This is a genomic window from Azospirillum sp. HJ39 (assembly GCF_041507355.1).
In the GTDB taxonomy this organism is placed as follows: Bacteria; Pseudomonadota; Alphaproteobacteria; order Azospirillales; family Azospirillaceae; genus Azospirillum; species Azospirillum thiophilum.
The window spans coordinates 386,493-410,677 of sequence record NZ_CP167911.1 but is presented as its reverse complement, the minus strand read 5'-3'; the positions used below and the strand labels follow the sequence as shown (position 1 = coordinate 410,677).

Genomic DNA, 24,185 nt, shown 5'->3' with positions numbered 1-24,185 from the left:
CGGCTCCTTAGCGCGTCAGGCCGTGGGCGATGTTGGGAATGTCGAGGGGGACGAAGCCGTAATGCTTCAGCCAGCGCAGGTCGGCGTCGAAGAAGGTGCGCAGGTCGGGGATGCCGTATTTCAGCATGGCGACGCGCTCCACCCCCATGCCGAAGGCGAAGCCCTGGTACCTGGTGCTGTCGATGCCGCAGGCTTCCAGCACGTTGGGATGGACCATGCCGCAGCCGAGGATCTCCAGCCAGTCGCCGTAATTGCCCAGCTTCAGCTCGCCGCCCTTGCGCGAGCAGCCGATATCGACCTCCGCCGACGGTTCGGTGAAGGGGAAGAAGCTGGGGCGGAAGCGCAGCGGCAGGTCGTCCACGTCGAAGAAGGCGCGGCAGAACTCCACGAGGCAGCCCTTCAGGTGCCCCATGTTGGTCGCCTCGTCGATGACCAGCCCCTCGATCTGGTGGAACATCGGGGTGTGGGTCATGTCGTAGTCGGAGCGGTATGTGCGCCCCGGCGCGATGATGCGGATCGGCGGCTTGCTGTTCAGCATGGTGCGGACCTGCACCGGGCTGGTGTGGGTGCGCAGCAGCATCTTCTTCTCATCCGCATCGGGCAGATAGAAGGTGTCGTGCATGTCGCGCGCCGGGTGGCCGGGCGGGAAGTTCAGGGCGGTGAAGTTGTGGAAATCGTCCTCGATGTCCGGCCCTTCGGCGACCGAGAATCCCATCTCGGCGAAGATGGCGACCATCTCGTCCATCGTCTGGCTGATCGGGTGGATGCGCCCCTCCGTCTGGGGGCGGACCGGCAGGGTGACGTCGACCCGCTCGGCCTCCAGCCGCGCCTTCAGGTGGGCGGCGGCGAGGTCGGCCTTGCGCGCGTCGATGGCGGCGGCGATCTCGTCCTTCAGCGCGTTCAGCGCCTGGCCGCGCTCCTTGCGCTCCTCGGGCGTGAGATTGCCCAGCTCCTTCATGAAGCCGGTGATGCGCCCCTTCTTGCCGAGCGCGGAAACCCGCACCTCGTCCAGCGCCGGGAGGTCGGCGGCGGCGTTGACCTGCGACAGAAGTTCGTCTTTCAGCGCGTCGAGCATGGCGGTTCCCGGCAAGCGTGGGGAAAAATCGGTGCAAACAGAAAAAGGGAGCCGGCCCAGCGGCCCGGCTCCCTTCTCTTACAACTGACGCCGTGACGGCAAGCGTTCCCTGGTGTGGGGAAGCGCGAGGCGCGTTACGCGGCGGCCTTGGAGGCGAGCGCGGCCTGGGCCTTGTCCACCAGGGTCTTGAAGGCCTCCGGCTCGCGCGCGGCCAGATCGGACAAGACCTTGCGGTCGATCTCGATGCCGGCCATCTTGATGCCGTTGATGAAGCGCGAGTAGGTCAGGCCGTACTGGCGGACGCCGGCGTTGATGCGCTGGATCCACAGGCCGCGGAAATCGCGCTTCTTATTGCGGCGGTCGCGGTAGGCGTAACGAAGCGCCTTCTCGACCTTCTCGATCGCAATGCGGAAATTCTTGGAATTGCGACCCCGGTAGCCCTTGGCGAGCTTCAGGATCTTGCGGTGACGGGCGTGCGTCGTGACGCCGCGCTTAACACGAGCCATGGTTCAGTCCTTCCGAATTTGTCAGTGTGCCGAGATCAGGCGTTGCGCAGCCAGTTCTTCAGCACCGTGCGGGCGTTGGAATCGCACAGGGTCATCATGCCGCGCGCGTTGCGCTTCATGTTCGGGGACTTCTGTTCCAGGCAGTGGCGCTTGTAGGCGGCCTGAGCGCGGACCTTACCCGTGGCGGTCACCTTGAAGCGCTTCTTGGCGCCGCTCTTCGTCTTCAGCTTGGGCATTTTCGTTTCCTGGGTGGAAATGAGGCGGAATTCCATCGGACGGTTGGGCATGCCCTGAGCCATACGGCCCAGCCTCGCCGCCCGTGGAAGGCTGCGCTTATACGCGCGACTTGCAGGCGACGCAAGGGATTCCTCAGGAGTAGGCCAAGCTTCGGGACACGGATGCGAAACGCCGCAGGGGCACCCGCCCGGCCGGTTACCCCCACGCCCCCGCTGGCGCATGGCCCCCGCCCGCGCTATGTTCCGGGCCATGAGCGACCAGCCCCCCCCATCCTCCGCCGATCCGCAAAAGCCCGTGTCCGGTGCCGCCCCCTCAGGTGCCGAAGGCAACTGGTTCGGCTTCACCCCCGTCGATCCGTCCGCCAAGTCCGGGCTGGTCCGCGCCGTCTTCGACAGCGTGGCGACCAACTACGACCTGATGAACGACCTGATGTCGGGCGGCATCCATCGGCTGTGGAAGGACACGCTGATGGAGATGGTGGCGCCCAGGCCGGACATGACCCTGCTCGACGTGGCCGGCGGCACCGGCGACATCGCCTTCCGCTTCCTGAAGAAGGGCGGCGGGGCGGCGGTGGTCTGCGACATCACCGAGGCGATGGTCCGGGTCGGGCGCGACCGCGCCGTCGACCGCAACATCCTGTCCGGCGTGCAATGGACGGTCGGCGACGCGGAAAAGCTGCCCATCGCCCCACGCTCGGTCGACGCCTACACCATCGCCTTCGGCCTGCGCAACGTCACCCGCATCGACGAGGCGATCAGGGAGGCCCACCGCGTCCTGAAGCCGGGCGGCAAGTTCTACTGCCTGGAGTTCAGCCACGTCGTGCTGCCGGTGCTGCGCGAGCTCTACGACGTCTACTCCTTCCAGGTGCTGCCCTTCATGGGGCGCATGGTGGCGAAGGACGAGGCGAGCTACCGCTATCTGGCCGAGAGCATCCGCCGTTTCCCGCCCCAGGCCGATCTGGCCAGACGGATCGAGGCGGCCGGCTTCGGTGCGGTGCGGGTGCGCAACCTGTCGGGCGGGATCGCCGCCATCCATTCCGGCTGGCGGATCTAAGACCCCGTGTTCCGCATCCTGCGCAACCTGGTCCGGATGGCCGTGATCGGCCGGACGGTCGCCCGCCACGACGCCCTGCCCGTCAGCCTGCTCGGCACCGCCCCCGGCCTGCTCTGGCTGTGGCGCCGCGTCGCCCGCAAGGACGTCCCCGGCCGCGAGGGCGAGCGGCTGGCCCGCGCGCTGGCCGAGCTCGGCCCCACCTACATCAAGCTCGGGCAGCTTCTCTCCACCCGCTCCGATCTGGTCGGCGAGCGGATGGCCGTCGATCTGGCGGAGTTGCAGGACAAGCTGCCGCCCTTCCCCGCCCATCAGGCCCGCGCCATCGTCGAGGCGGAATTCGGCCAGCCGGTCCACGCCCTGTTCCAGAGCTTCGACGACAAGCCGGTCGCCGCCGCCTCCATCGCCCAGGTGCATTTCGCCGTCACCGCCGACGGGCAGGAGGTGGCGGTCAAGGTGCTGCGCCCCGGCATCGAGGCGGCGTTCGAGCGCGACATCGACCTGTTCTACCGGCTGGCGGCGCTCGCCCAATGGGTGCTGCCCAGGCTGAAGCGGCTGCGGCTGCTGGAGGTGGTCGATACCTTCGCCCGCACCTCGCGGCTGGAGATGGATCTGCGGATGGAGGCCGCGGCGGCGTCGGAGCTGTCGGACAACTTCAAGGAGGATCCGACCTTCAACGTGCCGAAGGTCGATTGGGAGCGCACCGGCGGCCGGGTGCTGACGCTGGAGCGCATCCGCGGCTTCAAGGTGGACGAGCCGGCCCGCATCTCCGCCGCCGGCTTCGACCGCGACGAGATCCTGGCGATGGCGTCGGCCAGCTTCTTCAACCAGGTCTTCCGCGACGGCTTCTTCCACGCCGACCTGCATCCCGGCAACCTGTTCATCAACGAACAGGGCACCATCACCGCGGTCGATTTCGGCATCATGGGCCGGCTCGACCGCGAGACGCGCTATTACCTCGCCGACATGCTGATCGGCTTCCTGACCGGCGACTACCGCCGGGTCGCCATGGTGCATTTCGAGGCCGGCTACGTGCCGCGCCACCAGTCGATCGAGATCTTCACCCAGGCCTGCCGCGCCATCGGCGAGCCGCTGCAGAACAAGCCGCTGGCCGACATCTCGGTCGGCCGGCTGCTGGCCCAGCTGTTCGCCGTCACCGAACAGTTCGAGATGGAGACCCAGCCGCAGCTGCTGCTGCTGCAGAAGAGCATGCTGACCGCCGAGGGCGTCGGCCGCCTGCTGAACCCCAACATCAACATGTGGGAGCTGGCGCGTCCGCTCATCGAGGAGTGGATGCGCGAGAATCGCGGGCCGGAGGCGCAGTTCATCGACGATGCCGGCGCGATGCTGTCGACGATCCGCCGCATCCCCGCCCTGGTCAGCGAGGCCGAACGCGTCACCCGCGACATGGCGGAGGGCGGCGTGCGGCTGCACCCGCAGACGGTCCGCCAGATGCTGACCGGCTGGGACCGCCGCCGCCGCTCCGACCGCGCCGCCCTGTGGGTGATCGCGGCCTTGCTCGCGGTGATCGCGGTGCAGATGCTGTAAGGGCCGCGACTGCGGCCCCGCAGGCCCATGCCTGCGGAGGCAAGCAGCCGTCCGGCTGCTTGCCTCCGATTGAGGGCAAAGAGTATGAAGCCTGATCTGTCAGGCTTCATACTCGATGAAAAGACTCTCAATAGCCCCGGCTGCGGTCCACCGGATTGGGCAGCGGCCGGCCCTCGCGCAGGGCCTTCACCGCGTCGGCCACCTGCCCGGCGCAGAGCGACGGGTGGGTGACCCCGGCGACATGGGGGGTGACGCGGACCCGCGGATGGTGCCAGAGCGGATGGTCGGCCGGCAGCGGCTCCGTCGCGAAGACGTCCAGGCTGGCGCCGTGCAGATGCCCGCTCTCCAGCGCGTCGAGCAGGTCCGATTCGACCAGATGCCCGCCACGCGCGGCATTGATCACCACCGCCCCCTTGGGCAATGCGGCGAACAGCCCGGCATTCAGGATGCCGCGGGTCTCGTCGGTCAGCGGCAGCAGGCAGACCAGGACATCGCACTGCGGCAGCATCGCCGCCAGCCCCTCGGGACCGGAGAAGCTCTCCACCCCCTCGATGCTCTTGGGGCTGCGGCTCCAGCCCACCAGGCGGTAATCCAGGGTCCGCAGCGTGCGGGCCGACGCCACCCCCAGCTCGCCCATCCCCAGAAAGCCGACCGTCACCCCGGAGGCGGGGCGATGGTCCAGCTGCTCCCAGCGCGCCTCGGCCTGGAGCGCGGCATAGGCGTCCATCAGCCGGTGCCAATACAGAATCTGGAAGACAACATAGCCGGCCATGTCGACCGTCAGCCCGTCCGCCACCATGCGCACCAGCGGCACGTCGGGCAGGGTCGGATCCTGCAGGATCGGCTCCACCCCGGCGCCCAGCGACACGATCAGCCGCAGGTTGGGCAGGGTCGCCAGCATGCCGGCCGGCGGCTTCCACACCACCGCCACCTCGATGTCGGCGACGTCGCCGGTCTCGGGCCAGACACGCATCTCCTGATCGGGAAGATGGCGGGCGATTTCCCGGCGCCAGTCCTCGGCGCTGTCGCTGGCGGAGCAGAACAGAAGCGTCACGGCCGAACCCCTGCTATCTAGGTCTGTGTTGGGGTGCGAACGATAGCGCCTTTCCCGAACTCCGCAAGAAAGCAAAGCCGTGCCGCGCCTGATCCTGCTGAACAAGCCCTATGGCGTGCTGCCGCAATTCACCGACGACCAGGGCCGCCCGACCCTGGCGGAGCTGGTGCCGGTGAAGGGCGTCTATGCCGCCGGCCGGCTCGACCGCGACAGCGAGGGGCTGCTGGCGCTCAGCGACGACGGCCCGCTGATCGCCCGCATCGCCTCGCCCGCCAACAAGATGCCCAAGACCTATTGGGTGCAGGTCGAAGGCGTGCCGACCGACGAGGCGCTGGAGGCGCTGCGCCGCGGCGTCACGCTGAAGGACGGCCCCACCCTGCCGGCGGAGGTGCGGCGGATGGACGAGCCCGAGTCGCTGTGGCCGCGCGATCCGCCGGTGCGCTACCGCGCCGCCATCCCGACCGGCTGGATTGCGCTCACCATCCGCGAGGGCCGCAACCGGCAGGTCCGCCGCATGACCGCTGCGGTCGGCTTCCCCACCCTGCGGCTGATCCGCTGGGCCATCGGCGACTGGACGCTGGACGGGCTGGCGCCGGGGCAGTGGCGGGAGGTCCCCCAACCGCCCGCGACTCCCTCGACTGGGGCAAAGACCCCGGCACCAGCTGGCAAGCGCGGTCCGGTCAAGCCGCGCCGAACAGTTGCTCCTCGCTCAGCGCCATCACGCTCGCGGAGCCGTTGACGACGGTCGCCCGCAGCGCCGCCGCCTTCGGCAGCACATGAGTGGCGAAAAAGCGGGCGGTCAGCGGCTTGGCGGACAGGAAGGCGGTGTCGGCATCGCCCTCCGCCAGCCGTTCCGCCGCGATCTTGGCGGCGCGGGCCAGCTGCCAGCCGCCGGCGACCACGCCCATCAGCTCCAGCAGCGTCACCGACGCGGCGGCCGGCAACGCCGCATCCTCCTTCGCCGCGCCCAGCACCCAGGCGACCGCCTGCTTCGCCTCCTGCGCGGCGGCGGACAGCTCCGCCCCGGTGACGCGCAGCGCCTGATCCGCATGGCCGGACAGCTCGGCGCCGAGCGCCGCGATCTCGTCGAGCAGCGCGTTCGCCGCCGAACCGCCGTCGCGCAGGATCTTGCGGTTGATCAGGTCGTTGGCCTGGATGGCGGTCGTGCCCTCGTAGATCGTGGTGATGCGGGCGTCGCGCAGATGCTGGGCGGCGCCGGTCTCCTCGATGAAGCCCATGCCGCCATGGATCTGCACGCCGTCGGACGCCAACTGCTGGCCGGTCTCGGTGCACCAGCCCTTGGCGATGGGGGTCAGCAGGTCGACCAGCAGGGCGGCCCGGCCGCGGGTATCCCCGTCGGCATGGTGGTGCGCCACGTCGACCGCGGCGGCGGCGGTGTAGAGGATGCCGCGCATCGCCTCGATGCGGCTCTTCATGCCCATCAGCAGGCGGCGGACGTCGGGATGGTTGACGATGCCCTTCGACCGGCCCTCGGTCCAGCCCAGCGGCTTGCCCTGCACCCGGTCGCCGGCATAGGCCAGCGCCTGCTGGTAGGCCCGCTCGGCAATCGACAGGCCCTGCATGGCGACGTTCAGCCGGGCGTGGTTCATCATGGCGAACATGTATTCCAGGCCGCGGTTCGGCTCGCCCACCAGGAAGCCGGTCGCCCCGCCCTCGTCGCCGAAGGACAGCACGGCGGTCGGGCTGCCGTGGATGCCCAACTTGTGCTCCAGCGACACGCACTTCACCTGATTGCGGGCGCCCAGGCTGCCGTCGGCATCGACCAGGAATTTCGGCACGACGAACAGGCTGATGCCCTTCACGCCCGGAGGTGCGTCGGGCAGGCGGGCCAGCACCAGATGGACGATGTTCTCCGTCAGGTCATGGTCGCCGTAGGTGATGAAGATCTTCTGGCCGCTGACGAGGTAATGGTCGCCGTTCGGCACCGCGCGCGACCGGGTGGCGGCGAGGTCGGATCCCGCCTGCGGCTCGGTGATGTTCATGGTGCCGGTCCACTCGCCGGAGATCATCTTCGGCAGATAGAGGTCCTTCAGCGCGGCGGAGCCGTAGAGCTGCACCGCGTTCACCGCCCCCTGCGTCAGCATCGGGCAGAGCGCGAAGGCCATGTTGGCCGAATGCCACATCTCCTGCACCGCGGTGTTCAGCAGGTTGGGCAGCCCCATACCGCCGCGCGCCGGATCGAAGGGCAGCCCGTTCCAGCCGCCCTCCACCAGTGCCTGCCACGCCGCCCCCCAGCCCTCCGCCGTGCGGGCGACGCCATCGGCGTCGAGCCTTGCCCCCTGCACGTCGCCGATCCGGTTCAGCGGCGCCAGGATGTTCTGGGCGATCTTCGCCGCCTCGCCCAGGATGCTGTCCACCATGTCGGGGCTGGCATCCTCGAAACCCGGCAGCGCCGCCACGTCGGCCATGCCGGCGAGATGGTCGAGGACGAAGCGGATCTCTTTCAGCGGCGGGGTGTAGGGGATCGCGGCGGCGGTCATGGCGGGGACCTTTCGGATAGACGGGTGGGGACAACGGGAACGGGGAGCGCCTTACAGCGCCTGCCGCAGTTCCGGCACGGCCTTGAACAGGTCGGCGACGAGGCCGTAATCGGCGACCTGGAAGATCGGCGCCTCCTCGTCCTTGTTGATGGCGACGATGACCTTGCTGTCCTTCATGCCGGCCAGATGCTGGATCGCGCCCGAGATGCCGACGGCGATGTAGAGGTCGGGTGCCACGATCTTGCCGGTCTGCCCGACCTGATAGTCGTTCGGCACGAAGCCGGCATCGACGGCGGCACGGCTCGCACCGACGGCAGCGCCCAGCTTGTCGGCCAGCGCCTCCAGCAGCGGGAAATTCTCGCCCGACTGCATGCCGCGCCCGCCCGACACGACGATGCGCGCGCTGGTCAGTTCCGGCCGCTCCGACTTCGACAGCTCGGCCGAGACGAAGCCCGACAGGCCGGGGTCGGTCACCGCGGCGACCGGCTCGACCGGGGCGGCGGTGCCGGTGGAAGCGGCGGCCTCGAAGGCGGTGGTGCGGACGGTGAGGATCCTCACCGGATCGGCGGATCGCACGGTGGCGATGGCGTTGCCGGCATAGATCGGCCGCTCGAAGCTGTCGGCCGCCACAACCGCGGTGATGTCGGAGATCATCGCCACGTCGAGCAGCGCCGCGACCCGCGGCAGCACGTTCTTGCCGGTCGAGGTGGCGGCGGCAAGGATATGGCCGTAGCCGGGGGCGAGCGACACCAGCAGCGCCGCCAGCGGTTCGGCCAGGGCATGCCCGTAGGCGGCATCGTCGGCCAGCAGCACCTTGGCGACGCCGTCCAGCCTGGAGGCGGCGTCCGCGGCGGACGCGGCGTTGCGGCCGGCGACCAGGACATGGATGTCGGAACCGAGCCCCTTGGCGATCTCGGCGGCGGCGGTCACCGCATGGGCGGTGGCGGGCTTGAGGGTCGCGTTGTCGTGGTCGGCGAGGATCAGGATGGGCATGGGGCGGGTCCTTTGGTGGCGGGGCTTGGCGGATGGTGTGGAGGAGTGTCGGCTGCGGATGCCCCCTCCCTAACCCTCCCCCGTTTCACGGGAGAGGGGACTGCCGCCGCTGCGCGAACAATTCACGCCGGCAAGCGTCCTACCCCCTCTCCCGCGTGAGCGGGGGAGGGATGGGGAGGGGGCAATGGAGCGACCACTCCCCTCAGATCACCCGCGCCTCGGTCTTCAGCTTGTCGACCAGCGCGGCGACGTCGGCGACCTTGATGCCGGCCTTGCGCTTGGGCGGCTCGACCACCTTCAGCACCGTCAGCCGCGGCGTGACGTCGACGCCGAGCGCGTCGGGCGTGACCGTCTCCAGCGGCTTCTTCTTGGCCTTCATGATGTTGGGCAGCGAGGCATAGCGCGGCTCGTTCAGCCGCAGATCGGCGGTCACCACCGCCGGCAGCGCGAGCGACACGACCTCCAGCCCGCCGTCGATCTCACGCGTCACCGCGACCGTGCCCTCACCGGGAACCACCTTGGAGGCGAAGGTGCCCTGGCCCCAGCCGAGCAGCGCCGCCAGCATCTGGCCGGTCTGGTTGCAGTCGTCGTCGATGGCCTGCTTGCCGAGGATCACCAGCCCCGGCGCTTCCTTCTCCACCAGCGCCTTCAGAACCTTGGCGACCGCCAGCGGTTCGGTCGTCCCGTCGGTCTGCACCAGGATGGCACGGTCGGCGCCCATGGCGAGCGCGGTGCGCAGGGTTTCCTGGGCCTGGGCCGGGCCGACCGACACCACGACGATCTCGCTCGCCGCGCCGGCCTCCTTCAGGCGAACCGACTCTTCGACGGCGATCTCGTCGAAGGGGTTCATCGAGAACTTCACGTTGGACGTCTCGACGCCGGACTGGTCGGTCTTCACCCGGATCTTGACGTTGTAGTCGACGACGCGCTTCACGGCGCAGAGGATCTTCATGGCGCGGGTTCCCTTCGGGACTGGGCGGCTTGCAGGCATGCGGGGGCGTTGCCCCCTCCCCGTGGACGGGGGAGGGGGAGGAGGAGACGGCCGGGCGTGCCCCTACAGCGTCTCGGTCTGCTTGCGCAGGACGTATTTCTGGATCTTGCCGGTCGAGGTCTTCGGCAGCGGGCCGAACACCACCGTGCGCGGGCTCTTGAAATGGGCCATGTGCGACCGGCAGAAGGCGATGATGTCGGCCTCGGTCGCGGTGGCGCCGTCCTTCAGCGTGACGAAGGCGCAGGGCGTCTCGCCCCACTTCTCGTCATGGCGGGCGACGACCGCGGCCTCCAGCACCTCGGGATGCTTGTAGAGCACGTCCTCGACCTCGATGGAGGAGATGTTCTCGCCGCCGGAGATGATGATGTCCTTCGACCGGTCCTTGATCTCGACATAGCCGTCCTCATGCCAGACGGCGAGATCCCCGGTGTGGAACCAGCCGCCGGCGAAGGCCTCCTCGGTCGCCTTCGGGTTCTTCAGATAGCCCTTCATCACGTTGTTGCCGCGCATCATGATCTCGCCCATGCTGCGGCCGTCCTTCGGCACCGGCTCCAGCGTGAAGGGATCGGCGACGATCACCGCCTCCAGCATCGGGCCGCGGACACCCTGGCGGGCCTTGATCGCAGCCTTCTCGTCCAGCGACAGCCCGTCCCAGCGGTCGTGCCAGACGCAGACCACCGTCGGGCCGTAGCATTCGGTCAGGCCATAGACATGGGTGACCTCCCAGCCCATCCGCTCCATGCCGGCGATGACGGCGGCGGGCGGGGCGGCGCCGGCGACCATCACCTTGACCTTGTGCTCGATGCCCTGCTTCAGCTCGGCCGGCGCGTTGTTGAGCATGTTCAGCACGATGGGCGCGCCGCAGAAGTTGGTCACCCTCTCGTCGCGGATCAGCGACAGCACGGCGTCGGGGCGGACCTGGCGCAGGCAGACGGCGGTGCCGGCGGTGACCGCGATGGTCCAGGGGAAGCACCAGCCGTTGCAGTGGAACATCGGCAGCGTCCACAGATAGACCGGCGCGTCGCCCATGTTCCAGGACAGCGCGTTCGACACCGCGTTCAGATAGGCGCCGCGATGGTGGTAGACGACGCCCTTCGGGTTGCCGGTGGTGCCCGACGTGTAATTGAGCGCGATGGCCTGCCATTCGTCGGCCGGCAGGATCCACGGGTGTTCGGCTCCCGCGCCGCCGATGAAGGCTTCATAGTCGCGGCCGCCGATCAGCTCGCCGCCCTTGTAGGCCGGGTCGTCGATGTCCACCACCGGGATCGGCGCGTCGAGCAGCGCCAGCGCCTTCTTCGCCACGCCGGAGAATTCGCGGTCGACGATCAGGATCTTCGCCTCGCCATGCTTCAGGATGAAGGCGATGGCCTCGGCGTCCAGGCGGGTGTTGATGGCGTTCAGCACGGCGCCGGCCAGCGGCACGCCGAAATGCGCCTCGAACAGTTCGGGCGTGTTGGCGGCCAGCATGGCGACGGTGTCGCCGCCGCCGATGCCGGCAGCCGCCAGCGCCGCGGCCAGACGGCGCACGCGGCCGAAGGTTTCCGCCCAGGTCCGGCGGACCGGGCCATGGATGACGGCGAGCCGGTCGGGCCAGACCGACGCCGCGCGCTCCAGGAAGGTCAGCGGCGTCAGCGCGACGAAGTTCGCGGCGTTGCGGTCGAGGTCGCGCTCGTACGGGTTGGCTTGCGGATTGCCGGCGGTGACGTCACTCATCGGACACTTCTCCCTAGGGGTTCTTGTTTGCGCGCCGACATTGGATGCGGCGGTGTTGGAAACAGCCTCTACCAGATCAGCTTTGCGCAACTTTCTCTGGATTATGACCAATTGTTATTGGGGATGTCGCAGGCGCGGTGCATCCCCCTCATCGCAGCCACGTCACGTCGCCCGCGAACAGGTAGCCGGCGCCGTAGACCGTCTTGATCAGCCGCGGCGCGCGGGGATCCTCCTCGATCTTCTTGCGGATGCGCGAGACGCGGACGTCGATGCTGCGGTCGTAGGGGAAATCGTCGCGCTCCTGGTCGGGGCCCTGCAGATGGTCGCGCGACAGCACGCGCTTGGGCGCCTTCAGCAGGGTCAGCAGCAGCGAGGCCTCCGCCGCGGTCAGGCTTTCCTGGCGGCCGTCGTCGGCGGTCAGCGTCAGGTTGCCGAGGTCGAAGACCCAGGGGCCGAAGCGCGCCCGCGCGGTGCCGGCGGCGGATGGCGCCGCGGCGGCCAGCTGCTCGCGGCGGCGGATGGCGCTGTTGACGCGGGCGACCAGCTCGCGCGGCTCGAACGGCTTCACGACATAATCGTCGGCGCCCAGCTCCAGCCCGAGCACCCGGTCGGAGGTGCCGCCGCGCCCGGACAGGATGATGACGCCGAACCGCACATCCTCCCACAGCTCGCGCACCAGGGTCAGCCCGTCCATGTCGGGCAGGCCGAGATCCACCAGGCAGAGGTCGGGAGCCTGGCGCAGGATCGCCGCCCGCGCCTCGCGCCCGCTGGCCCAGCAGGACACCTCGTAGCCGTAGCCCTCCAGCACGCCGGCGACCAGCCGGCGGATGTCGGCCTCGTCCTCGATCAGGTAGATGCGCTTCCTCTGTCCCACGCGCGTTTCCCCCTTGCGCTTTTCGCCCGGTTTTTCCGGGGCGCCGTATTGGCCCGAATATATCAGGCGGGCGCGGGTTCGGCGGCATGGCCGATGGCCGCCACCAGGTCCCGCTTGTCCCATGGCTTGCGCAGTATGACGGCATCGGCGGGGACATCGCCATACTCGACGGCGAATCCGCTGACCAGCACCACCCGCATGGCCGGCCGCAGCAGCCGGGCGCGCCGTGCCAGCTCGACCCCGGACAGGCCCGGCATGACGATGTCGCTGACCAGCAGCGACAGGCCGTCGATCTGCTCGACCAGCTCCGCCGCCTCGTCGCCGCTCGCTGCCTCCACCACCGAGAAGCCGAGATCGACCAGCTGCTGGCGCATCACCTGCCGGACATCGTCATTGTCCTCCGCCACCAGCGCCAGTTGGCCGCTCCAGCCGCCGCCGGAGCCGCCGCCACCCTGCAGCTCCGCCGCCGCCGGGTCGTCCCCCGGCAGGCGGGCCACCGGTTCGGCCCGCGGCAGCAGCAGGGTGACGGCGGTCCCCCGCCCGTGCCGGCCCCCCGGCCCGCTGTCGATGCGCAGATAGCCGCAGGACTGCTTGACGAAGCCGTAGACCATCGACAGCCCGAGCCCAGACCCCAGCGCCTTGGTGGTGAAGAAGGGCTCGACCGCGCGGGCCAGCGCCTCCGGCGTGAAGCCGGTGCCGGTGTCGGTGACGCGGATTTCCAGATAATCGTCGGGGCGGACCGGCTCGTCGAAGGCCGGCCCGTCGAACGAAAGCCCCTCCTCGACCTTGCGGACGGCGACGGAGATCTCCAGCCGGCCGCCGTCCGGCATGGCGTCGCGCGCGTTGATCGCGAGGTTGACCAGCGCGTTCTCCAGCTGGGTCTGGTCGGCGATGGTCCAGCATTCCCGCCCCTCCTCCGGCACGCCGATGGCGATGGAGCTGGGAAAGGAGCGGCGCAGCAGCACCGCCATGTCGCGCAGCAGGCCGCACAGCTCGATCGGCTGCGGCTTCAGCGGCTGCTGGCGCGAGAAGGCGAGCAGCCGGGCGGTGATGTCGGCACCGCGGCGGCCGGCGCGCTGGGCCGGCTCCAGATAGGCGTCCAGCCCCTCGACCCCGGCATAGCGCTCGCGCGCCGCCGACAGGTTGCCGATGATGATCGACAGCAGGTTGTTGAAGTCGTGCGCCAGCCCGCCGGACAGCTGGCCGACCGCCTTCAGCCGCTGCGCCTCCACCAGTTGGCGTTCGGTCTGCTTCTCGTCGGTGATGTCGAGCGTCAGCACGAACAGCCCGGCGACGGCGCCGTCTTCCGTACGATGCGGGATCAGCGTCGTCTTGGTCACCAGGCTGCGGCCGTCGCGCGGGAAGGCGTATTCGAAGGTCGCCGCCTCCCCCGCCAGGCAGCGGTCGATCTGCGGGCGCAGCACCGCCATCGCCCGCCGGCCGACCACCGCGGCGAGGTCGCGGCCGATCACCTCGGCCTTGTCGCGCCCGACCAGCTCGCCCCAGCGCAGGTTGGCGAAGGTCAGCCGCCCGTCGCGGTCCAATCCGGCGATGCAGGCGGGAATCGCGTCCAGGATGACGCGCTGGCGCGTCTCCGCCTCGGCCAGCGCCGCGGTGCGGTCGCGGACCCGGCTGTCCAGCGTGGCGACGGTGCCGCGCAGCTGCCGGACCATGCCGTCGAAGGCGGAGGCCAGCAGCCCGATCTCGTCGCCGCGGCGGATGCCGCTCTGGGCGTCGAGATCGCCGGCACGCACTTGCGCCGCGGTGTCGGCCAGCCGCCGCAGCGGCCCGACCAGCCGGCCGACCGCGATGTAGCCGAGCAGGCTGCCGGCGGCCATCAGCGCCATGCCGATGGCGAGGATGCGGTTGCCCAGCACCACCGACGACCGCCGCAGCTCCTCCACATAGACCGACGAGGCGATGTACCAGTCGAACCCCTCGAAATGGCGGACCCAGCTGATCTTCTCGTAGGCGTAGTTGCCGGGATCGTCGGGCTTGTCCCACAGGTAGGTCAGCGGCTCCCCCTTCGCCGCCGCGACCTTCAGATCCTCGGCGATGGACCGGCCGGTCGCCGGGTTGGGGCGGTCGCCGAAGGCGGTGCCCTCGATGTTGGCGTTCGGGTGGATGATCATCCGGTTCGCCGAATCGAAGATGTAGAGATAGCCGGTGCGGGCGATGCGCAGCTTGCGCAGGGCCTGGCGCAGATCCTCGATGGCCTCGGCCTTGCGGCGCTCGACCTCGGCGTCGACGTCGGCCAGATAGGCGCCGGTGCCGACGATGAGCCCCAGCCTGGGCAGATCCTTGAAGAAGCTGAGCTTCGGCGCGCGCTCGTCGCCGTTGGGCCGCCACCACGGATAGGTCTGGAACCCCTCGCCCTGCCGCCTCGCGGTAGCGACGATGGTGGGCAGGATGTGGCGGCCCAGATTGTCGCGCAGGTCGTCCGCCTTGCGGCCCTGATAGTCGGGCGACGGGTGGGACAGGATCACCGAATCGTAGCCGATCGCCCAGACATAATCGCCGTTGCCGTAGCGGAAGGCGCGCAAGCCCTCCATCGCCTCGCGCCGCGCCTCCTCCGCGCCGATCTCGCCGCGGTCGGCGCGGGCCTGGACATGCTCGATGTAGCCGACCGCCAGATCCAGCACGTCGCGCAGGCGGGTCTTGTAGGATTCCACCGTGCCGGCCCGCTGCTCCTCCAGCCCGCCGCGGATCCGGCCGACCAGTTCGAACACGTTGTCGAGGATGGTGCGGCTGGCGTCGCGCTCGATCTCGTAGGCCTTCTCCTCGATGAAGGGGACCGAGAGGACGTAGGCCGCCGCCGAGAACAGCCCGAGCGTGACCAGGATCGCCGAGAACAGCCGGAGGAACAGGGGCGAGCGGATCATCTTGCGAACGGGGGCATCAGGGGGCCGGCCGGGGGGCGGCATCGGCGGAATGGCCGCCATCATTCCAGCTTCGCCGCGGCCACTCAACGCCTATCGGTGCGATTGTTGCCGAAATTGCGCTGAAACAATTCGTCATATTTCCGGGAAATTTGCGAAACAGTGTTTTGGTAGGCGGAAGACCATAAGCCCGCCCGTTTCATCGCGCAGGGCATCACAAGGACGTTCAGCGTCTGGAGGAAACATGCACTCCGCCGATCCGGCACCGCTCGCCTCCGTCTACGAGCGGGTCCGCAGAAACCCCAAATTCCACGAACTGGTGCGCCGGCGCAGCCGGCTGGCGCTGCTGCTGTCGGCCGTCGTGCTGGTCGGCTACTACGGCTTCATGATGGTGGTGGCCTTCGCGCCGGACCTGCTGCAGACGCCGCTGTCCGACGACTCGTCGCTCAGCGTCGGCTTCCCCATCGGGGCGGCGATCATCATCCTGTCCTGGCTGTTGACCGGCGTCTATTCCCACTTCGCCAACGGCAGCTTCCAGGACCTGACCGACGAGATCACCCGGGAGACCCTGCAATGACCGCCCGGCGTATCCTCCTTGCGGCGGCCGCGGCGGGCGCGGCCTGCCTGACCGCCCTGCCGGCGCTGGCCGCGGGCGGCGACCTGGGCGCGGTGGACAAGCAGCCGGTCAACCTGTCGGCCATCGCGATGTTCCTGGCCTTCGTCGTCATGACGCTCGGCATCACCTACTGGGCGGCCAGCCGCACCCGCTCGACCTCCGACTTCTACACCGCGGGCGGCGGCATCACCGGCTTCCAGAACGGCCTCGCCATCGCCGGCGACTACATGTCGGCCGCGACGCTGCTGGGATTGTCGAGCCTGGTGTTCGCCAAGGGCTATGACGGCTTCGTCTACACCATCAGCTTCTTCGTCGGCTGGCCGATCATCCTGTTCCTGCTGGCGGAGCGGCTGCGCAACCTCGGCCACTTCACCTTCGCCGACATCGCCTCGTACCGGCTCGACCAGGGCAAGATCCGCACCTTCGCCGCCATCGGCTCGCTGACGGTGGTGTGCTTCTACCTGATCGTCCAGATGGTCGGCGCCGGCCAGCTGATCAAGCTGCTGTTCGGGCTGGACTACAATGTCGCGGTGATCGTGGTCGGCGTGCTGATGGTGGTCTACGTCACCTTCGGCGGCATGATCGCCACCACCTGGGTGCAGATCATCAAGGCGGTGCTGCTGCTGGGCGGCGGCGTCGTGCTGACCTTCCTCGCCCTGTCGCACTTCGGCTTCAGCCTGGAGGCCATCGCCAAGAGCGCCATCGCGTCCCACAAGGACGGCGTGAAGATCATGGGGCCGGGCACGCTGCTGGCCGACCCGGTGTCGGCGGTGTCGCTGTCGCTGGGGCTGCTGTTCGGCACCGCGGCGCTGCCGCACATCATGATGCGCTTCTTCACCGTCCCCAACGCGCGCGAGGCCCGCAAGTCGGTGTTCTACGCCTCGGGCTTCATCGGCTTCTTCTTCCTGCTCGTCTGCATCCTCGGCATGGCGGCGATCACCATCGTCGGCACCGACCCGCAATTCTTCGAAGGCGGCAAGGTCGGCGGCAAGCTGATCGGCGGCGGCAACATGCCGGTGATGCATCTGGCCAAGGCGCTGGGCGGCGACCTGTTCCTGGGCTTCCTGTCGGCGGTCGCCTTCGCCACCATCCTGGCGGTGGTGTCGGGGCTGGCGCTGGCCGGCGCGTCGGCCATCGCCCACGACCTCTATGCCCGCGTCATCCGCAAGGGCGGGGCGACGGAGCGCGAGGAGATGCGCGTGTCCAAGATCGCCTCGCTGGTGCTGGGCGTGCTGGCCGTGGTGCTGGGCATCGCCTTCGAGAAGCAGAACGTCGCCTTCCTGGTCGGGCTGACCTTCGGCGTCGCGGCGTCGGTGAATTTCCCGGTGCTGATCCTGTCGATGTACTGGAAGGGGTTGACCACCCGCGGCGCGCTGGCGGGCGGCATCGCCGGCCTGATCTCCGCGGTCACGCTGGTGATCCTGTCGAACGCGGTGTGGGTCGTGGTGCTGAACAACCCGGCGCCGATCTTCCCCTACGAGCAGCCGGCCCTGTTCTCGATGACGCTGGCCTTCCTCGTGACCATCGTCGTGTCGAAGCTCGACCGCAGCGCGTCGGCCCGCGCCGAGCAGGCCGCCTTCGCCGACCAGTTCGTCCGCTCCCAGACCGGCATCGGCGCCGCCGCGGCGGCGAAGCACTGAGTCTCCGACGTCCCGCGCCCTTCCCCGGCCTCCCGGGGAAGGGCGTTTTCCGTTTCACCCCGCCTGGACGCTGTTGTCCTTGCGGCGGGACAGCTGGACCTGGCCGTCCAGGCATTTGACGTAGCCGGTCTTGCCCGGCTTCAACCCGTCGAGGATCGTCACCAGCGCGCGCGGGATCGCCGCGAACTCCCTGGACCCGCGCGACTGGCTGTTGTAGGCGGCGATGTGCGTGCGCAGGTCCTCCTTGGACACCGGCTTTCCGTCGTTCCCGATCATCGGCTCTGCGTTTCCCTATGTGGTTTCCCGATGGACAGGCTTACGCCCGCCCATCCTCCGCCGCAACCGGCTGGCGGACTCGGGCGGCCGGGAAGCGGATGGTCACGGTGGTGCCGCGCCCGGGTTCGCTGTCGATGGACAGGCTGCCGTCATGCAGGGCGACCAGATCCCGGCAGATCGACAGCCCCAGCCCGGTGCCGCCGAACCGGCCGGGAATGCTGCTGTCGGCCTGCTGGAACGGCTCGACGATGCGGGCCAGCGCATCGGCGGGAATGCCGATGCCGGTGTCGCGCACGGCGATGGCCAGCCCGCCTTCCGGGTCCATCCCGGCCGTCACCGCCACCCGGCCGCCGCGCGGGGTGAACTTCACCGCGTTGGACAGCAGGTTCAGCAGCACCTGCCGAAGGGCGCGTTCGTCGGCCAGCAGGTCGGGCAGGCCGGGCGCGCAGTCGACCGTCAGCGCAACCCCGCCGGACTCGGCCGGCACCGCCGACAGCGCCCGGCAATCGTCGATGGCCGCAGCCGGCGCCAGCCAGCCTTCGTCCAGCGTATAGCGCCCGGCCTCCAGCTTCGACATGTCCAGCACGTCGTTGATCAGGTCGAGCAGATGGCGCCCGCTGCCCTGCACGTGGCGGGCATAGTCGTGATAGCGCGGGCTGCCCAACGGGCCGAACAGCTCGTGCAGCATGATCTCCGAAAAGCCGATGATCGCGTTCAGCGGCGTGCGCAGCTCATGGCTCATGGTCGCCAGGAAGGCGCTCTTGGCGCGGTTGGCGGCCTCCGCCTGATCCCGGGCGGCGGCGAGCCGTTCGGCCGCCTCGACCCGTTCGGTGATGTCGCGCGCCTCGACCACCAGCAGCGTCACCGCGCCGGCATCGTCATGCACCGGCTTGATCGACACGTCCATCACCCGGGTGAGGCCGTCGGCGACCACATCGGTCTCGTAGCGGACGAAGCGGCCCGATGCCGCCTTGTCGATCGAATTGCGGAAGGCCTTCGCCAGCTCGTCCGTTCGCGCCCAGCCGCGGAACTCCCAGGCGGGATGACCGACCAGCGCCTCGGGCGGCAGGCCGGCCAGCGCGCAGGCAGGCCGGTTCAGCGCCAGCACCCGGCCGTCGGGCGACAGCAGCCCCATGATCTGGAAACTGCTGTCGAACAGCGCCTGCGACCGCCGTTCGCTGGCCCGCAGCGCCAGGGTCGTCGTCTCCAGCCGCCCGAGCTGCCGCAAGGCCAGCAGAGCCAGCAGGCCGAGCACCACAGACACCGCGGCGGTTTCCAGGATGCGCTTCCAGCGGTCGTCGTACCAGCCGGACAGCACGTCGTCGGTGCCGACGCGGACATAGACGTACAGCGGCCAGCCGGCCACCCGGCGGACGGTGCCGATCCGCTCGCGCCCCTCCGACGGGTCGAAGCCGGAGAGCGTCCGCGCCGTCTCGCCCGGCTCCAGGCGCGGCACGATCGATGCGAAGACGGCGCGGTCGGCGTCCAGCCGCGTGCCTGCGCGCGAATAGGCAAGCACCACGCCATCCTCGCCATAGAGCAGGATGATGCTGCGCGGGCCGATGTCCTGGCCGGCATAGAGCCGGGCGAAGCGGTCGAGATCGAGCACCGCCATCGCCAGGCCGCTGCCGTCCGCGAGCGGCCGGACCACGGCGGCACGCCAGCCGCCGTCCGGGTCGCGGTAGGGCCCCACGAACGCCGCTCCGGTGCGCGCGGTCTCGAACGGCACCGTTCCGGCCACGGACTCGGGCGAATCGAGCCCGGCGGCCTGCCGCACCCGCCCGTCGGGGGCCACGATCAGCAAGGTCCGCAGCGCCGGACCGGGGCCGGGGCTGGGTCCGGAGCTGGGTCCGGCGTCCGGCTTCGCCGCCTCCGTCATGAGATGGGCGGGAATCCGGCCACCCTCCGCCAGCGCGTACAGGGTGCGCGTGGTCACCGACATGACGCGGCGGGCATCCTCCTCCAGCAGGCGCGACAGGTTGCCGGTCTGCCGCAGCCCGTCCTGCACGGCACGGTCGCGCGCGCGTTCCAGGTCGGCGTAGGCGACCAGCCAGAAGCCGGCGATCACCGCCATGAGCAGGCCGATGCGCAATCCGGCGACCGGCGACGGCAGCGGGAAGCGCCGGCGCCCCTGGAGCCCGCCGCGGTCCGGTTCGGAAAGATCCGTCAAGGGAGATGGTCCGCCGCCGCTGCTGTCGATGAAACCGCCGGGCCGATGGGGCCGGACACGGCCGACTGTAGCATGCCCGCCCGCCCGAATTCACGCCGTCACCGCCCTGGATGCGGCCCCGGATGCGGAATGCAGGAAACTTTGGCTCGACAAAGCCGGCCGCCCGCGCTTCTCTGCCCGGCGGTATCGAGGAGGGTTCGGGCCGGACATGCTGCAGGATTTCATCGAAAGCCCCCTGTTCGGGCTCGTGCTGTTCAACGTCGCCATCGTCTGGCCGCTGTGGCGCATCCTGCGCCGGGCCGGGCTGACGCCCTGGTGGGCGCTGCTGGCGCTCGTGCCCTTCGGGCTGGTCCCGGTGATCGGCGTGCTGGCGCACAGCCGCTGGCCGGTCCTGCCGGTGCGGCAGCCCCGCAGGACCAAGGCGCGGAGGACGGCATGAGCGCGTTCGTCAACGGGCTGGAGCCCTGGCAATATTACCTGATCGTCTCGCTGGTGCTGACCTACACCATGGTCGCCGGCGGTTGGGTGCTGGCCAAGGCCGGACGCAGCCCCTTGTGGATCCTGCTGCTGCTGTTCCCCTATGTGAACATCCTCGCCATCTGGGTCTTCGCCTATATGCGCTGGCCCTTCGTCGACCGCCCGGCCGGGCGGCCGGCGCCCCCCGCGGACGAGGCCTGACCGCGGCCGGACTCCCTCAGGCGAAATCGGCCGCCAGCGCCGCCCGCACCGCCTCCGGCATCACCGCGAGGTGGCCGTAATCGGGGTGGTCGATGCCGACCAGCACCTGCGCTCCCGGCCGGCGGAACGCCTCGACCTGGGCGTCGGTGAAGTCGAAATGGATGAAATGGACCGACGAGGTCTTGCCCGCCTCGTTCGTCCTCTCCAGGTCGCCTTCCGGCCGTCCGGCGATGCTCTGGCCGTCGAGCTGGATCCTCATGCGATCCTCGACCCCGCCCAGGCTGCCGAGGACGCGCTGGCGGCGCTCCGGGTCGTCGATCTCGAACATCACGGTGGCGACCAGCTCCCGCCCCTTGGGCACCAGCGGGTTGTAGGCGCCCAGCTCGTCGGCGATCTGCTCCTCCCCACCCTTCTCGATGTGCAGCATCTCGTGGATCTGCTGCAGCATCGTCTCGTAACTCTCGAAATGGAAGGTGGCGTAGGGGCCGACGGCGATGCGGCGGCCCCGCTTGAGCGCCACCACCGCCTTGCGGCGCTCCGCCCGCTCGCGGGCATAGCGGTCCATCGGCAGGATGTCGGCCCGCGTGATCTCCGTCCTGATCGTCATGGCTTTCGTCTCCAAAAAACGGGCATCTCCCAAAAGCCGGCATCTCCCGAAAGGCCGTCTACAGGACGATCCCATAGGCCCGGGCGAACAGCTCCACCGGATGCAGCTGCTCGGGACCGGAGCCAGCATCCTCGCCCTTCAGCCGCTCGATCCCCTGCATGATGTGCGGGCCGGCGATCGGGCATTCCGACGCGACGAACCGCTTTTCCGATTTCAGCGCCTGGGTGGCGACCGGCTTGCCCACCTTCAGCGCCACCGGGAAATTTCCGGTCAGCACCCCCCAGGAGCCGCCATGGCCGGAGCAGCGCTCAATCACCTTCAGGTCGGCCTGGGGGATCAGCCGCAGCATCTCCGCCGCCTTCTGCCCCATGTTCTGGGCGCGGGCATGGCAGGCGATGTGCAGCGCCACGCCGCCCGGCAACGGCCGCAGCCCCTCGGCCAGCCCGTCGCGCCGGGCGATGTCCACGATGTATTCGCTGACGTCGAAGGTCGCCTGCGCCAGCCGCTCCACCGCCGCCCGGTGCGGCGCGTCCCGCGGCACGATCAGCGGCCATTCCATCTTCAGCATCAGGGCGCAGCTCGGCACCAGCGCCACCACGTCGTAGCCCTTGTCGATCCAGGGGCCGAGCGCCTGCGCCACCTTGGCCGCCTTGGCGTCGACGCTGGCGAGGTCGCCCTGCTCCAGCTGCGGCATGCCGCAGCAGGACGGATAGACCACCTCGGTCTCCACCCCGTTGCGGGCCAGGATGGCGCGGGCGGCCATGCCGATGGCCGGGTTGTTGTAGTTGGCGAAGCAGGTGGCGTAGAGCACCGCCTTGCGCTTGCCGAAGGCGGGCGCTTCCCGGTTCAGCTCCGGCCGGTCCGCCTTGGCGCGCATCACCAGGGTCTTGCCGGTGAATTTCGGCAGATGCGCCTCGGCATGGACGCCGGCGACCTTCTGCAGGATGGGCCGGGTGATGCTGTTGGTTTCCGCCGAGGCCCAGTTGGCCACCGCCGCGACCGGACGCGCCAGCTCGCCGTTGCGGTCGGTCTGGGTCAGCTGCTTCAGCGCGAAGGGAACGCCGTCCCGCTTCGCCTCCACCGCCCGGTAGCGCACCATCAGGTGCGGGAAATCCAACGCCCAGTCGTGCGGCGGCACATAGGGGCATTTGGTCATGAAGCACATGTCGCACAGGGTGCAGGCGTCGACGACCCCCTTGAAGGAGGCGGACGGCACGCCGTGCAGCTCGGCATCCCCCGCCGCGTCGATCAGGTCGAACAGCCGGGGAAAGCTGTCGCACAGGTTGAAGCAGCGCCGGCAGCCGTGGCAGATCTCGAAGACCCGCCGCATCTCGGCATCGAGCGCCGCCTCGTCGTGGAAGGCGGGATCCGTCCAGTCGAGCGGATGGCGGACGGGCGCCTCCAGGCTGCCTTCGCGCATGGGCGGTCCTTCCCGGTGTGTGTTTTCCGGCGATCCTGGCGGGGGCCTTACCGCCCCCTCCCCCGCTCGCGCGGGAGAAGGAGACGGTCAGGGGGAGTGGCGGACGGCGCCCTTACAGCGCTTCCAGCGCTTTCTGGAAACGGCCGGCATGGCTCTTTTCGGCCTTGGCCAGGGTTTCGAACCAGTCGGCGATCTCGTCGAAGCCTTCGTCACGGGCGGTCCTGGCCATGCCCGGATACATGTCGGTGTATTCGTGGGTCTCGCCGGCGATGGCGGCCTTCAGGTTGCTGCCGGTTTCGCCGATCGGCAGGCCGGTGGCCGGATCGCCGACCTCCTCCAGGAATTCGAGATGGCCGTGGGCATGGCCGGTCTCCCCCTCCGCGGTGGAGCGGAAGACGGCGGCGACGTCGTTGTAACCTTCGATGTCGGCTTTCTGCGCGAAGTACAGATAGCGGCGGTTCGCCTGGCTCTCGCCGGCGAAGGCGGCCTTCAGGTTCTCTTCGGTCTTGCTGCCCTTCAACGACATGACGGGTTCCTCCGGACGGTTGCGCCGGGCGTCCCACGCCTGTGACTGATGTGCGCCGGCGTGGAATGGATCTTGTCACCAACCGTTCGTGAGGTCAACAGTCTGGACCGCTTCTAAACACCGCCCCAACAGACGGCGCCTCAACCGGTTTTGCGAGCCGCTCGCAAGCAGGATGCCGGCTCGATCCAGGGGCCGCGGCGCCAGGCGCCCGTACCGGCCTCGCCCTTAGCCCTCGCTGGTTTCGACCAGGCGGACGATCACGTCGACACGGGCGACGCGGGTGCCGGCGGGGGGATTGGGCAGGTTCTGCACGATCAGGCGGTCGGCGGGAATGTCCTCGAGCCGGCCGGTGGATTCGACGAAGAAATGATGGTGGTCGCTGGTGTTGGTGTCGAAATAGGATTTTCCGGCCTCGACAACGACTTCACGCAGCAGGCCGGCGTCGGTGAACTGGTTCAGCGTGTTGTAGACGGTCGCCAGCGACACCGGCAGGTCGGCGGCCAGCGCCTCGCCATGCAGCTGTTCGGCGGTGATGTGCCGGTCGCAGCCTTCGAACAGCAGGCGGGCGAGCCCGAGGCGCTGGCGGGTCGGGCGCAGGCCGGCACCGTTCAGCCGGTCGAGGGCTCGCTTGAAGGGACGTTCGGCGGTCATCATGGGCGCGGCCCCCGTACAGTCGGCAAAGAATCGGACATGCTGTCCGGGATCGGGCCGGCGACGCGAAGCCGCTGGCGAACCGCGGCACAAGGCCGCAGGTCGCTGAACTGTAAAACCATTCGCAAAGGCGGTGCAAGCCATTGTCGCACCGGACGGAAGAGCGGCAGGCCGAACCTG

General features: G+C 69.3%; 23 protein-coding genes. 7 read left to right on the top strand and 16 right to left on the bottom strand.

Annotated features, from left to right (window positions below):
• Positions 1 to 7: 7 nt before the first annotated feature.
• The 3 genes from pheS to rpmI all read right to left on the bottom strand — a co-directional run bounded on the left by pheS (position 8) and on the right by rpmI (position 1,817).
• Complete coding sequence (gene pheS / locus ABMY26_RS15380) at positions 8 to 1,075, bottom strand: phenylalanine--tRNA ligase subunit alpha (protein WP_372398120.1); 1,068 nt, start codon at positions 1,073 to 1,075, stop codon at positions 8 to 10.
• 134 nt (positions 1,076 to 1,209) lie between these two features.
• Positions 1,210 to 1,581 (bottom strand): 50S ribosomal protein L20, encoded by a 372-nt coding sequence (gene rplT / locus ABMY26_RS15375; protein WP_045581580.1) that lies wholly within the window; start codon positions 1,579 to 1,581, stop codon positions 1,210 to 1,212.
• Between the two features lie 35 nt (positions 1,582 to 1,616).
• Positions 1,617 to 1,817: a 50S ribosomal protein L35 gene (gene rpmI / locus ABMY26_RS15370; RefSeq protein ID WP_012975158.1), complete on the bottom strand. Its 201-nt coding sequence runs from the start codon at positions 1,815 to 1,817 to the stop codon at positions 1,617 to 1,619.
• Positions 1,818 to 2,067: 250 nt separating this feature from the next.
• On the opposite strand from rpmI, the gene ABMY26_RS15365 reads away from it, so the two are divergent.
• Positions 2,068 to 2,871 (top strand): class I SAM-dependent methyltransferase, encoded by an 804-nt coding sequence (locus ABMY26_RS15365; RefSeq protein ID WP_372398119.1) that lies wholly within the window; start codon positions 2,068 to 2,070, stop codon positions 2,869 to 2,871.
• A gap of 6 nt (positions 2,872 to 2,877) precedes the next feature.
• Positions 2,878 to 4,416, top strand: a complete 1,539-nt coding sequence (ubiB, locus tag ABMY26_RS15360; RefSeq protein WP_372398118.1) for a 2-polyprenylphenol 6-hydroxylase — start codon at positions 2,878 to 2,880, stop codon at positions 4,414 to 4,416.
• A gap of 127 nt (positions 4,417 to 4,543) precedes the next feature.
• On the opposite strand, the gene ABMY26_RS15355 is transcribed toward ubiB, so the two are convergent.
• A complete protein-coding gene (locus ABMY26_RS15355; protein WP_372398117.1) occupies positions 4,544 to 5,470 on the bottom strand; it encodes a 2-hydroxyacid dehydrogenase in 927 nt (308 codons plus the stop codon).
• 79 nt (positions 5,471 to 5,549) lie between these two features.
• Here ABMY26_RS15355 and ABMY26_RS15350 point away from each other — a divergent pair, with 79 nt between their 5' ends.
• Positions 5,550 to 6,209 carry a pseudouridine synthase gene (locus ABMY26_RS15350; RefSeq protein ID WP_372398116.1) on the top strand — a complete coding sequence of 220 codons (660 nt, stop codon included), beginning with the start codon at positions 5,550 to 5,552 and terminating at the stop codon, positions 6,207 to 6,209.
• Here ABMY26_RS15350 and ABMY26_RS15345 read toward each other — a convergent pair.
• The 6 genes from ABMY26_RS15345 to ABMY26_RS15320 form a co-directional block, all read right to left on the bottom strand.
• On the bottom strand, positions 6,151 to 7,971 hold the full coding sequence (locus tag ABMY26_RS15345; RefSeq protein ID WP_372398115.1) for an acyl-CoA dehydrogenase C-terminal domain-containing protein: 1,821 nt from the start codon (positions 7,969 to 7,971) through the stop codon (positions 6,151 to 6,153). The two genes, ABMY26_RS15350 and ABMY26_RS15345, sit on opposite strands and share 59 nt — an antisense overlap.
• 51 nt (positions 7,972 to 8,022) lie before the next feature.
• Positions 8,023 to 8,964 (bottom strand): electron transfer flavoprotein subunit alpha/FixB family protein, encoded by a 942-nt coding sequence (locus tag ABMY26_RS15340; protein WP_372398114.1) that lies wholly within the window; start codon positions 8,962 to 8,964, stop codon positions 8,023 to 8,025.
• Positions 8,965 to 9,166: 202 nt separating this feature from the next.
• Positions 9,167 to 9,916 carry an electron transfer flavoprotein subunit beta/FixA family protein gene (locus tag ABMY26_RS15335; protein ID WP_372398113.1) on the bottom strand — a complete coding sequence of 250 codons (750 nt, stop codon included), beginning with the start codon at positions 9,914 to 9,916 and terminating at the stop codon, positions 9,167 to 9,169.
• Between the two features lie 102 nt (positions 9,917 to 10,018).
• Positions 10,019 to 11,668: an acyl-CoA synthetase gene (locus tag ABMY26_RS15330; RefSeq protein ID WP_372398112.1), complete on the bottom strand. Its 1,650-nt coding sequence runs from the start codon at positions 11,666 to 11,668 to the stop codon at positions 10,019 to 10,021.
• A 148-nt stretch (positions 11,669 to 11,816) separates the two neighbouring features.
• Positions 11,817 to 12,542: a response regulator transcription factor gene (locus tag ABMY26_RS15325; protein ID WP_045581572.1), complete on the bottom strand. Its 726-nt coding sequence runs from the start codon at positions 12,540 to 12,542 to the stop codon at positions 11,817 to 11,819.
• 62 nt (positions 12,543 to 12,604) lie between these two features.
• Positions 12,605 to 15,424, bottom strand: coding sequence for a cache domain-containing protein (locus tag ABMY26_RS15320; protein WP_372398111.1), 2,820 nt, complete (start codon positions 15,422 to 15,424; stop codon positions 12,605 to 12,607).
• Between the two features lie 241 nt (positions 15,425 to 15,665).
• Here ABMY26_RS15320 and ABMY26_RS15315 point away from each other — a divergent pair, with 241 nt between their 5' ends.
• Together ABMY26_RS15315 and ABMY26_RS15310 are read left to right on the top strand one after the other, a co-directional pair.
• Positions 15,666 to 15,998 (top strand): DUF485 domain-containing protein, encoded by a 333-nt coding sequence (locus ABMY26_RS15315; RefSeq protein ID WP_372398110.1) that lies wholly within the window; start codon positions 15,666 to 15,668, stop codon positions 15,996 to 15,998.
• On the top strand, positions 15,995 to 17,677 hold the full coding sequence (locus ABMY26_RS15310) for a cation acetate symporter (RefSeq protein ID WP_372398109.1): 1,683 nt from the start codon (positions 15,995 to 15,997) through the stop codon (positions 17,675 to 17,677). Before ABMY26_RS15315 ends, ABMY26_RS15310 begins: the two co-directional genes overlap by 4 nt.
• Before the next feature lie 54 nt (positions 17,678 to 17,731).
• On the opposite strand, the gene ABMY26_RS15305 is transcribed toward ABMY26_RS15310, so the two are convergent.
• Complete coding sequence (locus tag ABMY26_RS15305; RefSeq protein WP_372398108.1) at positions 17,732 to 17,953, bottom strand: hypothetical protein; 222 nt, start codon at positions 17,951 to 17,953, stop codon at positions 17,732 to 17,734.
• Positions 17,954 to 17,993: 40 nt separating this feature from the next.
• Positions 17,994 to 20,123, bottom strand: coding sequence for an ATP-binding protein (locus tag ABMY26_RS15300; protein WP_372398107.1), 2,130 nt, complete (start codon positions 20,121 to 20,123; stop codon positions 17,994 to 17,996).
• 208 nt (positions 20,124 to 20,331) lie between these two features.
• On the opposite strand from ABMY26_RS15300, the gene ABMY26_RS15295 reads away from it, so the two are divergent.
• Both ABMY26_RS15295 and ABMY26_RS15290 read left to right on the top strand, forming a co-directional pair.
• A complete protein-coding gene (locus ABMY26_RS15295; protein WP_372398106.1) occupies positions 20,332 to 20,562 on the top strand; it encodes a hypothetical protein in 231 nt (76 codons plus the stop codon).
• Positions 20,559 to 20,801, top strand: a complete 243-nt coding sequence (locus ABMY26_RS15290) for a hypothetical protein (RefSeq protein WP_372398105.1) — start codon at positions 20,559 to 20,561, stop codon at positions 20,799 to 20,801. Before ABMY26_RS15295 ends, ABMY26_RS15290 begins: the two co-directional genes overlap by 4 nt.
• A gap of 16 nt (positions 20,802 to 20,817) precedes the next feature.
• On the opposite strand, the gene ABMY26_RS15285 is transcribed toward ABMY26_RS15290, so the two are convergent.
• The 4 genes from ABMY26_RS15285 to irrA all read right to left on the bottom strand — a co-directional run bounded on the left by ABMY26_RS15285 (position 20,818) and on the right by irrA (position 24,008).
• Entirely contained in the window at positions 20,818 to 21,408 is a 591-nt protein-coding gene (locus ABMY26_RS15285) for a DUF3501 family protein (protein ID WP_372398104.1), read from the bottom strand.
• A 58-nt stretch (positions 21,409 to 21,466) separates the two neighbouring features.
• Complete coding sequence (locus tag ABMY26_RS15280; RefSeq protein WP_372398103.1) at positions 21,467 to 22,828, bottom strand: (Fe-S)-binding protein; 1,362 nt, start codon at positions 22,826 to 22,828, stop codon at positions 21,467 to 21,469.
• Positions 22,829 to 22,940: 112 nt separating this feature from the next.
• On the bottom strand, positions 22,941 to 23,354 hold the full coding sequence (locus tag ABMY26_RS15275) for a rubrerythrin family protein (RefSeq protein WP_045581563.1): 414 nt from the start codon (positions 23,352 to 23,354) through the stop codon (positions 22,941 to 22,943).
• Positions 23,355 to 23,579: 225 nt separating this feature from the next.
• Positions 23,580 to 24,008, bottom strand: coding sequence for an iron response transcriptional regulator IrrA (gene irrA / locus ABMY26_RS15270; protein ID WP_372398102.1), 429 nt, complete (start codon positions 24,006 to 24,008; stop codon positions 23,580 to 23,582).
• Positions 24,009 to 24,185 lie beyond the last annotated feature (177 nt).

What these genes read in the sequence shown, in the direction of transcription:
- ABMY26_RS15335 (WP_372398113.1), bottom strand. Translation starts at nt 9,916, where the DNA reads ATGAAGATCCTCTGCGCCGTGAAGCGCGTCGTCGACTACAACGTCAAG.
- ABMY26_RS15365 (WP_372398119.1), top strand. Translation starts at nt 2,068, where the DNA reads ATGAGCGACCAGCCCCCCCCATCCTCCGCCGATCCGCAAAAGCCCGTG.
- pheS (WP_372398120.1), bottom strand. Translation starts at nt 1,075, where the DNA reads ATGCTCGACGCGCTGAAAGACGAACTTCTGTCGCAGGTCAACGCCGCC.
- rpmI (WP_012975158.1), bottom strand. Translation starts at nt 1,817, where the DNA reads ATGCCCAAGCTGAAGACGAAGAGCGGCGCCAAGAAGCGCTTCAAGGTG.
- ABMY26_RS15285 (WP_372398104.1), bottom strand. Translation starts at nt 21,408, where the DNA reads ATGACGATCAGGACGGAGATCACGCGGGCCGACATCCTGCCGATGGAC.
- irrA (WP_372398102.1), bottom strand. Translation starts at nt 24,008, where the DNA reads ATGATGACCGCCGAACGTCCCTTCAAGCGAGCCCTCGACCGGCTGAAC.
- ABMY26_RS15345 (WP_372398115.1), bottom strand. Translation starts at nt 7,971, where the DNA reads ATGACCGCCGCCGCGATCCCCTACACCCCGCCGCTGAAAGAGATCCGC.
- ABMY26_RS15330 (WP_372398112.1), bottom strand. Translation starts at nt 11,668, where the DNA reads ATGAGTGACGTCACCGCCGGCAATCCGCAAGCCAACCCGTACGAGCGC.
- ABMY26_RS15275 (WP_045581563.1), bottom strand. Translation starts at nt 23,354, where the DNA reads ATGTCGTTGAAGGGCAGCAAGACCGAAGAGAACCTGAAGGCCGCCTTC.
- ABMY26_RS15320 (WP_372398111.1), bottom strand. Translation starts at nt 15,424, where the DNA reads ATGATCCGCTCGCCCCTGTTCCTCCGGCTGTTCTCGGCGATCCTGGTC.
- ABMY26_RS15310 (WP_372398109.1), top strand. Translation starts at nt 15,995, where the DNA reads ATGACCGCCCGGCGTATCCTCCTTGCGGCGGCCGCGGCGGGCGCGGCC.
- ABMY26_RS15280 (WP_372398103.1), bottom strand. Translation starts at nt 22,828, where the DNA reads ATGCGCGAAGGCAGCCTGGAGGCGCCCGTCCGCCATCCGCTCGACTGG.
- ABMY26_RS15295 (WP_372398106.1), top strand. Translation starts at nt 20,332, where the DNA reads ATGCTGCAGGATTTCATCGAAAGCCCCCTGTTCGGGCTCGTGCTGTTC.
- ABMY26_RS15290 (WP_372398105.1), top strand. Translation starts at nt 20,559, where the DNA reads ATGAGCGCGTTCGTCAACGGGCTGGAGCCCTGGCAATATTACCTGATC.
- rplT (WP_045581580.1), bottom strand. Translation starts at nt 1,581, where the DNA reads ATGGCTCGTGTTAAGCGCGGCGTCACGACGCACGCCCGTCACCGCAAG.
- ABMY26_RS15315 (WP_372398110.1), top strand. Translation starts at nt 15,666, where the DNA reads ATGCACTCCGCCGATCCGGCACCGCTCGCCTCCGTCTACGAGCGGGTC.
- ABMY26_RS15305 (WP_372398108.1), bottom strand. Translation starts at nt 17,953, where the DNA reads ATGATCGGGAACGACGGAAAGCCGGTGTCCAAGGAGGACCTGCGCACG.
- ABMY26_RS15340 (WP_372398114.1), bottom strand. Translation starts at nt 8,964, where the DNA reads ATGCCCATCCTGATCCTCGCCGACCACGACAACGCGACCCTCAAGCCC.